At 62.4% G+C, this 9,792-nt stretch carries 14 protein-coding genes and 1 pseudogene; 5 read left to right on the plus strand and 10 right to left on the minus strand.

Translation table 11 applies throughout. The features are described 5' to 3' along the window. The first annotated feature begins 289 nt into the window (after positions 1-289). Together ABD255_RS24635 and ABD255_RS24640 are read left to right on the plus strand one after the other, a co-directional pair. Complete coding sequence (locus tag ABD255_RS24635; protein WP_344217855.1) at positions 290-1,744, plus strand: hypothetical protein; 1,455 nt, start codon at positions 290-292, stop codon at positions 1,742-1,744. A gap of 47 nt (positions 1,745-1,791) precedes the next feature. Then, complete coding sequence (locus tag ABD255_RS24640) at positions 1,792-2,643, plus strand: DNA adenine methylase (protein ID WP_344217857.1); 852 nt, start codon at positions 1,792-1,794, stop codon at positions 2,641-2,643. A 299-nt stretch (positions 2,644-2,942) separates the two neighbouring features. On the opposite strand, the gene ABD255_RS24645 is transcribed toward ABD255_RS24640, so the two are convergent. The 6 genes from ABD255_RS24645 to ABD255_RS24670 all read right to left on the minus strand — a co-directional run bounded on the left by ABD255_RS24645 (position 2,943) and on the right by ABD255_RS24670 (position 5,813). Next, complete coding sequence (locus tag ABD255_RS24645) at positions 2,943-3,149, minus strand: hypothetical protein (protein ID WP_344217859.1); 207 nt, start codon at positions 3,147-3,149, stop codon at positions 2,943-2,945. A gap of 47 nt (positions 3,150-3,196) precedes the next feature. Continuing rightward, complete coding sequence (locus ABD255_RS24650) at positions 3,197-4,054, minus strand: helix-turn-helix domain-containing protein (protein WP_344217861.1); 858 nt, start codon at positions 4,052-4,054, stop codon at positions 3,197-3,199. Continuing rightward, positions 4,035-4,553, minus strand: coding sequence for a DUF6879 family protein (locus ABD255_RS24655; RefSeq protein ID WP_344217863.1), 519 nt, complete (start codon positions 4,551-4,553; stop codon positions 4,035-4,037). The genes ABD255_RS24650 and ABD255_RS24655 overlap by 20 nt, the downstream gene beginning before the upstream one ends. Before the next feature lie 10 nt (positions 4,554-4,563). After that, a complete protein-coding gene (locus ABD255_RS24660; protein WP_344217865.1) occupies positions 4,564-4,764 on the minus strand; it encodes a hypothetical protein in 201 nt (66 codons plus the stop codon). 124 nt (positions 4,765-4,888) lie between these two features. After that, positions 4,889-5,161: a hypothetical protein gene (locus tag ABD255_RS24665; protein ID WP_344217867.1), complete on the minus strand. Its 273-nt coding sequence runs from the start codon at positions 5,159-5,161 to the stop codon at positions 4,889-4,891. A gap of 334 nt (positions 5,162-5,495) precedes the next feature. Next, positions 5,496-5,813, minus strand: coding sequence for a UTRA domain-containing protein (locus ABD255_RS24670; protein WP_344217869.1), 318 nt, complete (start codon positions 5,811-5,813; stop codon positions 5,496-5,498). Between the two features lie 15 nt (positions 5,814-5,828). Between ABD255_RS24670 and ABD255_RS24675 the strand changes: the two are divergent. Continuing rightward, a pseudogene (locus ABD255_RS24675) lies at positions 5,829-5,981 on the plus strand (IS256 family transposase); the annotation flags it as partial. A 332-nt stretch (positions 5,982-6,313) separates the two neighbouring features. Here the strand turns inward: ABD255_RS24675 and wrbA are convergent. Beyond that, positions 6,314-6,943: an NAD(P)H:quinone oxidoreductase gene (wrbA, locus tag ABD255_RS24680; protein WP_344217871.1), complete on the minus strand. Its 630-nt coding sequence runs from the start codon at positions 6,941-6,943 to the stop codon at positions 6,314-6,316. A 232-nt stretch (positions 6,944-7,175) separates the two neighbouring features. Between wrbA and ABD255_RS24685 the strand changes: the two genes are divergently transcribed. Both ABD255_RS24685 and ABD255_RS24690 read left to right on the plus strand, forming a co-directional pair. Then, positions 7,176-7,637, plus strand: coding sequence for a MarR family winged helix-turn-helix transcriptional regulator (locus ABD255_RS24685; protein WP_344217873.1), 462 nt, complete (start codon positions 7,176-7,178; stop codon positions 7,635-7,637). A 238-nt stretch (positions 7,638-7,875) separates the two neighbouring features. Further along, complete coding sequence (locus ABD255_RS24690) at positions 7,876-8,097, plus strand: hypothetical protein (protein ID WP_344217875.1); 222 nt, start codon at positions 7,876-7,878, stop codon at positions 8,095-8,097. 161 nt (positions 8,098-8,258) lie between these two features. Here ABD255_RS24690 and ABD255_RS24695 read toward each other — a convergent pair whose 3' ends face one another. The 3 genes from ABD255_RS24695 to ABD255_RS24705 form a co-directional block, all read right to left on the minus strand. Further along, a complete protein-coding gene (locus ABD255_RS24695; protein WP_344217877.1) occupies positions 8,259-8,402 on the minus strand; it encodes a hypothetical protein in 144 nt (47 codons plus the stop codon). Positions 8,403-8,746: 344 nt separating this feature from the next. Beyond that, entirely contained in the window at positions 8,747-8,947 is a 201-nt protein-coding gene (locus ABD255_RS24700) for a hypothetical protein (protein WP_344217879.1), read from the minus strand. Continuing rightward, a complete protein-coding gene (locus ABD255_RS24705; protein WP_344217881.1) occupies positions 8,947-9,195 on the minus strand; it encodes a hypothetical protein in 249 nt (82 codons plus the stop codon). The genes ABD255_RS24700 and ABD255_RS24705 overlap by 1 nt, the downstream gene beginning before the upstream one ends. Between the last annotated feature and the right edge of the window lie 597 nt (positions 9,196-9,792).

Genomic DNA, 9,792 nt, shown 5'->3' on the forward strand with positions numbered 1-9,792 from the left:
GCGCGCCGGAGGCGCGCCCTTGATCCATAAGAGGTCAACTCGGCAGGCCACGGATCACAACGGAGTCAGAACAGGGCAGAGGTCATTCCGCAGATTGGGTAGGTCGCCTCTGCAGTGGGCGGAAACCGGGGCGGTCCAGATGCTCGCCTTGACGCGGGTATTGCGGCTAGGCTGCCACTCTCAGTGACCAGGGCTAAGAAGAACAATGGTGAGGCCGGCACGATCGTCGGCACAGGGGGTTCCGCGAATGCTAGACATGTCATCTTGGCCCGAGATTCAGTTGGGCGTCTTGAAAGACATCCATCTCGATACCAAGAACGTCCGTCTGGAGACGACCTCTACCCAGGTCGAGGCTGACATCATCGAAGATCTGTTCGTAAACGAAGATGCATTCGGGCTCGTCCTAGGCATCTCGCAGATCGGGTACCTGACCCACGAGGTACCTATCGTAGTTAAGCGCGGAACGAAGTATGTCGTGGTCGAAGGAAATCGTCGGGTCGCAGCCCTCAAGGCAATCCAGAACCCGATGATCGTTCCCGAATTCGAAGCCAGAGTGGCGACCGCGATTAAAAACATCCCAGATGTTAGGGCCCTTTCAACGATCACGGTAAAGATCGCGCCGAATCAGTCACAAGCTGACCAGCTTATTGCCGCACTACACACAAGCAATCCTCGGCGTCCATGGACACCCACCCGCCAAGCAGCCTTCTTCCAAGCTCAGATTGATGCGGGGCGGACTTACAAACAATTGCTGACTCGGTACCCGACCGTCGATGTTCGCAGATTCGTGTTTCGCGGCTATATGGTCAATCTCTTCAAGGGCATCGACTATCGCGAGCCTGCTTTAGATGACTTCCTGGACTCGAAGAGCTGGCGGCGCGGACTCTCTGCACTCGCCCGTATTTTCGAGTCAAAAGAGTTCGCCGACATCACCGGCATCGGCATGGATGATAACGGCGTGCTGACGAAATCCATATCCGACAAGACCTTTGCAGCGATGGCGACTGTGATCGTTCGCGGCATGCTCGATGGAAACATCAACACCCGGAGTCTCAACACAGTCAACACGCCTCGGTTCTCAGCCTTGATGTCTGAGCTTCGCCAACTGGCCGAGGATGGGGTCAGCCGTGGTCTCGATGAAGTAGCCGGGCCTGGCGGAGATCCGGGAGGCGATACTCCCCAGCAGCCGCAGAAGCAGCCGCCCAAGGTGAGCGAGCCTCCGACTGGCGGCACTCCACAGCCGAAGCCTCAGGTTCCGAAGAAGCCAACCGTTGTCAAGCCTCCACCGAAGCCCAAAACGAAGTACATCGATTTGGGGCAGATTCAAGTCCCTGACTCATACCCCCTCGCGCTCAAGACGCATTACGAAGAGCTATCGCAAATCGAGATACAGCGATTTCCCAATGCGACCTTCCTTATGCTCCGCGCGATCCTGGAGAAGTCGATCAAGGCTTTCGCTGATGAAAATAACATCGACATCAAGAGCTCTGGAAACAACACTAAAGGTTTCGTGCAGTTGGGTCACGCGCTCACCTGGCTGCTTGACTATGTGAAGGCGCAAGGCGCAACCTCTCTAATTCAGCCAATCGAAGGCGTCCGCAGCGGGACGCTTGTAAACTTCACCGCTTCGAGCGACGCCCTAAATGCCGTGAATCACAACCATAAGTTCCGTGTAGACCCAGATGAGGTACTCCATATGTGGAATTCGATCGAGCCGATCCTGCGCTATGTTATGAAGCCATGACGGTTAGATCGCGGGCCCGCATCCCGCAACGCCCTCGAATATCCCCATTGCGCTACCCAGGCGGAAAGGCCGGCCTCTACCCTCGCCTGCGTCAGTTGATTAGAGAGAATGAACTAGCAGGCTGCACATATATCGAACCGTATGCTGGCGGCGCAGGTGCAGCACTAGGGTTACTCGTCACGGGCCAGGTCGGGCGCATCATCATCAATGACCTGGACCCCGCCATTGCAGCATTTTGGCGGACGATCACACAAGAGCCAGATCGCTTTTCACAAAAAATTCGTCGCGCGAAGCTCGACGTTCGAGAATGGCATCGGCAGAAAGAAGTGTACAGTGCTGGAGATTCAGCCGATGACGCCACTCTCGGTTTCGCGACCTTCTACCTAAACCGAACTAATCGATCGGGAGTCCTCAACGGCGGCCCTATCGGAGGACTTGATCAGACGGGGAACTACAAGATAGATGCGAGGTTCAACCGCGACGCGCTGTCTGAACGAATCCGCGTAATTTCTCTCTATGCAGACAAGATCAAGGTACTTTCGACAGATGGCGCGCAGGTAATCCGCAAGTATGCTGGCAATAAGAACGTGTTCATCTATGCAGATCCGCCATATTTCGAGAAGGCTGGATCGCTGTACATGAATGCGTTCAATAGTTGCGATCATCAAGCTCTGGCCACGGTATTGAATCGCCGGTCGGACCGGAACTGGGTGTTGACTTACGACAACGTCCCGCGCGTGGCTGAGCTATATCCGGATCGGCGTCGGCAAACCTTTGGCCTTTACTACTCGGCCCACCGGGTGACCCGGGCGACCGAGATCATGGTCGCTTCAGACACTTTGGACATCACCTCTTGGGCGCCGCTGCATTCCGGCGCGCCCGATGGATCCCCCGAATGAGTGACCCGATCTGAGGTGGAGGGCGGGACAGGCGCGGATGCAGGGTCGGCACCTGTCCCGCTGATCAAGGTGTGTTCCGGCGACCGGTGCTCAGCTTGCGGAACTCCAACTGTCGGTACCTGCGGGACGACATTCGCGGATCGCCTGATCCTTGGATCAGGTATGCCTCGACGCACCAGGGAAGGACGAGGCTGACGTGGCGTGGGTCCTCACCGTCTGGCCCGACGCCGTTCCGTCGATCGACTGCTGTGGTGCGGTAGGCCCAGCGGCGCATCTGCCGGCCGCGCATGTTGCGACGCTTAGTCATCGAGCCACTCGGCGCCGATGCTGTCGCGGTGGTAGCCCTTGTGATTGCCGTTGATGCAGGATCTGCCGGTCATTGGGTTCTCGCCGTCGCATCGCTCCGCGGGGTGCAGTGAAGGCCACCCGGTGCCGTGCGACTGGTCGCCGTCTGGTTGGCCGCCCCACTCCGGTCCGGCGCGGGCCGTGGTCCCTGCTGATGTCATGGTGAAACGCTAGGGAGCTGGGCCGTTCGCGGGATAGGTAGTTGCAATTAGTTGCTGTCGGCTAGTTCGTTTTGCGCCTTGATGACGAGAGCGCGCGCGTCTTTCCCGTAGACCGCAGGCTGCCGTAGATGGTCGAACATACGCCCATACATGGCCACCTTTTGGGGTGCAGTGATTTCGATACTGGCTGTTGGTGTTTCTAGGCTCACCAGCTTGTCATCGAAGAGCCAGAAGCTCACCTGCCCAACCACGTCTCGCTCGACATTGCGCGGCACGATGCCAAAGGCAACGTTCGGCAGACTCATGACCGACAGCAGGCGGTCGAGCTGGCCGGCGAGCGTGCCAGCGTCGCCGAAACGCGTATGCAGAGCGGCTTCTTCAAGGACTACAGCGAAGGTCTTGCTGCTGTCGTAGAGAACTGATTGGCGGGCGATGCGGGCAGCTACTGCCTCATCGATGTCGTTGTGTACGTCCAGGAAGCCGAACCAGAACTTGAGCATCGCACGCGTGTAGCTGGCCGTTTGGAAGAACCCGGGGATGACGTGATGCTCGTAAATGAGGAAGCGCTCGGTTCGTTCCTCCAACGGCACCGGCGCCAGCATCATCTGCTTCATGCCCGCGCGGGTCTGCCGCTTGAACTCCAGATACATCGACTCGACCGTGCGAGCCTGGGCGATCAGATCTGCGACCTGATCCTCCGTAGAACACGCCTCGCACCACAGCCGTATGTCCTCGTTGGAGGGCGCCTGTACGCCGTGCTCCAGCTTCGAGACACGGGTGAAATGCCAACCGGTCGCGGCGGCTAGCTCACGACCGGTCAGCCCAGCATCCTTGCGCAGTTCCCGAAGACGCAGGCCCAACGCCTCCTGCGCCTTTCGGATGGCGCTATTCGGGTTTGTATTCACCGTGCGGTATCGCCAATGCCCACACCTGCTCGAACGCCTCGCGGCACATCTCAGCGACAGACGCGTCAGTTGTTGTCGTGAAGGCCGTATTCAAGCCGGACCCGGCGTAGTGCAGGAACACCACCCGCTCGTCGTCTAGCAAGTAGTAGTCGTTGCCGGGGATACGCAACGTTGAAACCAGTCGTCGCGGCAGCCAGCGAATATCCTCACCTGCCGCGACGATGGGCGTGAACACGTCGTACACCCAGCGCTGATAGTCGCTGAGCGGTTCCGAGACGATCTTCACCCGGCGCACCGTCCGCCCTGCTCCAACATGTTCGCGTAGCTCCGTACACCACTCCTGCAGCCACTCGAAGTCGTCCGGCTCGCCGCGTTTCCACTTGGCCATGTGAGGCAGCTCAACCTCAGTGCCGTACGCATCGCGCGTCTCTAGATGCACCGAGCTGCGCTTGAACTCCGTCAGCAGCTCGTTGAAAGCATCTTCGGTGATCTCCTCCACGCCCTCGTCCCTACGGGTTGGTGAAGAACTGGATCATGCGGTCCGGGATCTCAACGGCCGTTTCACCGTTCGGGAGGTTGAGCGTGGCCAGTGCATCAGGGTCGTCGACGACCCAGCCCTGCACGACCCAGCTTCCACGGTCGGTCTTGTAGAGGGTGGGACTGTTCTTCGGAGCCGATTCCGGGTCGCCTGCAACGAGTGTCAGTTTCATGATGATCCCCTGTCTGCATCGGTTGCTTGAGCTTGCGTTGCCAAGTCTGGGGTTCCGCGAAGTTGCGTGTCATCGATGTTGCGGGAAGTTGCGGCAACTAGCCTCTCACCTGGCTAGACATCGGTCAGATGGTGACGGTGTGGACCACCGGCCAGAGAGCATGCTCGAAGGACTCGAACCGGCCTCGGCGGGTTGGCAGCGTTTGCGGCTTCTCTGCGATCGCCCGAGATTCGGCCTCCACTCGCCAGTTCGTCGCGGGGCGCTGGAAGAGGGCGCCTGATGGGTAGTGCGCCAAATCGAGGGTGCGGACGTGCTTGAAGCCGCGGTTCTCGTAGTAGCGGTGCAGACCGACGTTGTCCGTCCATACGTCGATGCGAACCCAGTGGTTGCCCAGCAAGCCCAGTCGATGACGTCGTCGCCGAGGCCGGAGTACTTGCGACGCACGATCAAGCGGTGCAGATACATCGCCGGTTCGGCCTGCTCCTCGGGCGTCCAGAGCTGGGGATCAGAGAAGGAGTCAAGAGCAACAGTCGCGGCGTTGTCACCGTCATCAGTACGGACCATCCACGTCTCGCCAGCTCGTATGCTCGACAGGATCCGCTCGGATTGTTCTTCCGGGTTGGGCCACGCAACAGCCCATTGCCTGATGCCCTTCTTGGCCAGCCAGTCGCTCGCCTCCTGACGCATCGCGAGGATGACCGGCAGGTCGGCGATGGTGGCCTGCTCGACAATCACGACTCGTCGCCCTTCTCGACCGGGGTGTACGCCTGGAGGTCGCCGATCTCGTAGACGACTCGGTTCCGGTCCCCAGCAAAGATGGTGAGCGTGAGCCGCAACGGCCGGCTATCGCTGTAGGTCGTCCGCACATAGACCAGAACCGGCGTACCGGTGGTCAGCCCAAGCTTGCGAGCCTCGTCGGGCGTCGGCATCCGGGTAGTCAACTCGTCGACGTACCCGATCTCCTTGTGCCCCTTGGCCGCCATCGCTCTAATGACGCCGCCCGGCACATCGTGCGGAGAGAGCAGACCGCACTCCTGTGCGATGTCCATCGGGTAGTAGCTGTCTTGGTCGGCGCCGTCCTTGCCGAGCAGCACGACGACTGGATCGAGGGCCGCCGCTACCTCGGCCTCGACGTCCTCGCCAAGTCCCGAATGGCCCTCCTCGAGACCACCGAGGAGGCCACCACCGACACCGAAATCGCGGCGCTCAGCGCCTAACCATCCCAAGGATCACGCGACACAACCGCTACACCACCCCAATGGACTTGACCTTCGGTGGATTCGCTGAAAGAGACCTGCCTACGCTCCGAGGCATGATCGGTGCCCAGAGCAACGACAATCGCCCTCCGCGAATCGATGTCCGAGGCTTGCCCTCCACGACTCCGGGCCAGGTCGCTCAACCGGTCTCAAGGCCGGGCCAACATTTGCCTTCACGACCTGTTTCGTTCGTACCACCACCGAGCACGACTCCGCCTCCTGGCCGGCGCGACCGACGATGGGAGCTGTCGGGCCTGACTGAGCTGTTCTTGGCGTTGCCGTGGTTGTGGTGGTCAGTTGTCTGCACTTGCTGGGTTCGCGTTCTTGATCGCGCGGGCGAACTTGACGACGCGGTCGGTTTGGACGCGGGCGGCGGCGAGGGTGGTCTCGTCTACGGGGGCGGTACCACCTTGGTCGAAGTGGGAGGTGCCGTATGGGTTGCCGTCGGCGAACTTGGCGGGGTCGGTGTAGCCGGGCGGGACGAGAATGCCGCCGAAGTGATGGAAGGTGTGGGACAGGGCCAGCAAGGTAGTTTCGTGTCCGCCATGGCCAGTGCCGGCGGAGGTGAAGCCGCTGTAAACCTTGTCAGCCAGCATGCCCTCCTGCCACACCGGCCCCAGGGTGTCGAGGAACTGTTTGAGTTGGGCGGCAATGTTGCCGAAGCGGGTCGGGGAGCCGATCAGCACGCCGTCGGCCCAGACTAGGTCGTCAGCGGTAGCCATTGAAATGTCTGCCGTCAGGGCCAAGTTGGCCGCCCATGCGGGATTGGCCTCGATCGTCTCTTGGGGGGCCAGTTCGGCGACCCGGCGCAGCCGGACTTCGGTGCCCGCCTTCTCGGCACACGCCGCCATTTCGCGCGCGATCTCGGCGATCGTGCCGGTGGCGGAATAGTAGACGACGGCAATCTTCACAGGTGTATGCATGGCGGATCCGTTTCTGGTGACGGTTCGGAAGGGATGAAATCAGCGCGTGTCGAGGTCGATCGGCCCGCCGCTCGTAGACGCCACCAGCACAGCGGCGGGGATCATCAGACGGGGGAACACGTGATCGACTTTCGCGTTGGTTCAGCGATGTATCTTTCAGCGCTGGATTACATTACTCACTATAGACATAAATACTTCAGCGGGCAAACTTTCAGCGTGATAGCATCGGGTGATGACCTCGGCGCGATGGCTCGACGACGAAGAGCAGCGCAGTTGGCGAACGTTCGGATTGGCCACCCGGCTGCTGCTTGACCGCATTGAACGGGAACTGCAGGAGGCCGCCGGGATGCCTCCGACCTACTATGAACTGCTGGTCCTCTTGTCGGAGGCTCCTGACAGGACGATGCGCATGAGTGAACTGGCCCGCTGGACACACTCCAAGCCGAGCCGGATCACGCACGCGATCGCCAAGCTGGAGCAGGCAGGGTGGGTTCGGCGCGAGCATCTGGCCTCTGACCGGCGTGGCTGGGTGACCGTCCTCACCGGCGAGGGCCTAAGCGCCCTGCAGGCTGCAGCTCCCCGCCACGTAGCGAGCGTCCGCACCCACCTGATCGACGTCCTGTCGCCCGAGCAAATCCGCCAACTCGGCGACATCAGCGAGACCCTACTCAAGCACCTTCTGCCCGACGACTGAGCGCGGGCCTTACCAACTTCCGCGCCCTCCTCACACCCGCCGAAAGCTGCGATTTGCGGGACAGGCCCGGCAATCGAGCAGCCAGCCTGGGCCACCGCGGGAGGATAATTTCGCTACACCCGCTCAGCCACCTACCTATGCAGCAGTACTGCAGCAACGTCAAGGGGTCGTGAGCCAGCAAACGATGTGGGGGCAGGAAGGCCTACACCGCCTAGTGCAGAGAAGGAGTTGGCTGTCGGTGCAGTTTGTGGGTCTTCCAAGCACCGCCGTGTACGTCGTGGCGTTGGTCGCGTGGGCAGCTTGCGCGTTGGCGACGCTGTATCCGCGCGCGGAGGACCTGTTGGCGTGGAAGGTGTTCGGGCTGCGTCCGCCGAACGCGCTCGAGTCGCAGCAGCTCGGCCCGGCCTGGTTCGTGGTGTGCGCCGCGGCCGGGGTCGACCCGAACCGGTACCGGGTCTGATTTCACGAAGGGCCGGAATCGACGGCGCCGGCTACGGCCGGCTCCACCGTCGCGGTGACCAGCTGGGCGGTGCTGACCTTGCCGCGCCGCAACCTGGAGGCGGTCTTGGCCCACGAGCTGGCTCACCGGCTGGCGCTGCCGCGCGCGGTGTCGCTGGTCGTCTACGGGTTGTCGATGCCGGCCCGGGTGATGGGCAAGGCGATCGCGGCGGGCTGGAGGCAGCCGGTGGTCGGGTTCGCGATCAAGGTCACGCTCGGCTTCTTCCTGCTCGGCATCCTCGGCGTGTGGTGGGCATGGGGCTTCACCTACTACATCGTGTTCATGCTGTCCCCGCTCGCAGCCCCGTTCGTCGTCCAGTGGGCCGCGCGCGTCGGAGAAGTACGCCGACCGCGTCGCCCTCGACCTGGGCTTCGGCCCGGCGCTGGCGGAGGTCTTCGTCGGTCGCGAGTACGAGCGTGCGCAGACCTGGTCGTCGGCGCCGCGGCAGAGCCTGAAGGCGTCGCAGCCGCTCGACTCGGCCCGCCTGCGGACCTTGGAACGCCTCATGCAGCAACCGACGCGTGCGGGGCAACCGCGCTAGAGCGCCGGAGCAGGCCAGTGGCGACGGCTCAAGCGGCCTGGCCCACGGTTTGGCTGGTGGGACCAGCGATCACCCACCTGTCCAGATCCACCGCTGGCTCCCGGGGGTCTCGGGCCGGTAGGCGAGGGCCCAGCCGCAGAACTCGTCCGCGGTGCGGCCCATCCGCTCGGCCGCGCGCCGACGCTCCTCCCAATCCGAGACGTAGAACACCTGCCGGTCCCCCGGCCCGCCAACCAGCGCGACGACAGATTCACGCAGCGGGCCAGGCATCAGCTTGCCTCGTCGCCGATGGTCGCCTGGCGGCCGGGCGCCGCGCGCAGTTCGCCTTGATCGATCCAGGCGATCCGGCCATCCGGCATCCGCACCCGCCCGAACCAGCGGTCTTGTTCACGAACCCAGGCATCCAGGACGCCCGCGCGCTGCCAGGCGTCCACCGGCACCGGCGGGCTGACGCGCCGGACGTTGGCCTGGCCGCGGGCGCCGTGGACGTCGTACTGCAACTCCAGGTCGGCGGCCACCTCATTCGCCTCGGCCTGCGACAGTTACTGGCGCAGATGAGTTATTCCGAACGTGTAGTATGCCGAGACTCCTCCACCAAACGGTGATCTGGGCGGCGCCTTCCGGCAGCAGATAAGCCCAAACTCAACACGTCGGCCGCCGAGTGCGAATGCCGGTGATGGGCTTGCCGCCGTCAAGGGGCACCGGGTGGCGATCGACTTCGCAGTACCGACCTCTCGGCATCGTGCGCGGAGGCCGGTCGGCCGGGTCGCACGCGTGGACATTGGCGAACAACGCTGTGTCGCCCGAGTCGAACTTCTGCTGCCGGACCGGGCGGTCGTAGCCGTCGTAGGCGTTCTGTTCCACCACCCCGGGCGCGGCGCCAACGACCGACCCGTTGGCAAGCCGGACAGCGACCAAAGTGTGAACACCGGAGTGACGGATCAGGTCAATGACTGCGCGCCCTCGCTCCCCGCTGAGGGCGGCAACCTGTACAAGAGCGATAGAGAACCTGGGGCGCTTCAGAGTGACCTCCTCAGTCCCGAAACAGGGCCTCGGCAAAGTCGGCCGCTTGGGCGCGTGACCTGGGCGTTTGCTGATTGCTGACGCGGTGTGGC

Source organism: Kribbella sancticallisti (assembly GCF_039530625.1).
In the GTDB taxonomy this organism is placed as follows: Bacteria; Actinomycetota; Actinomycetes; order Propionibacteriales; family Kribbellaceae; genus Kribbella; species Kribbella sancticallisti.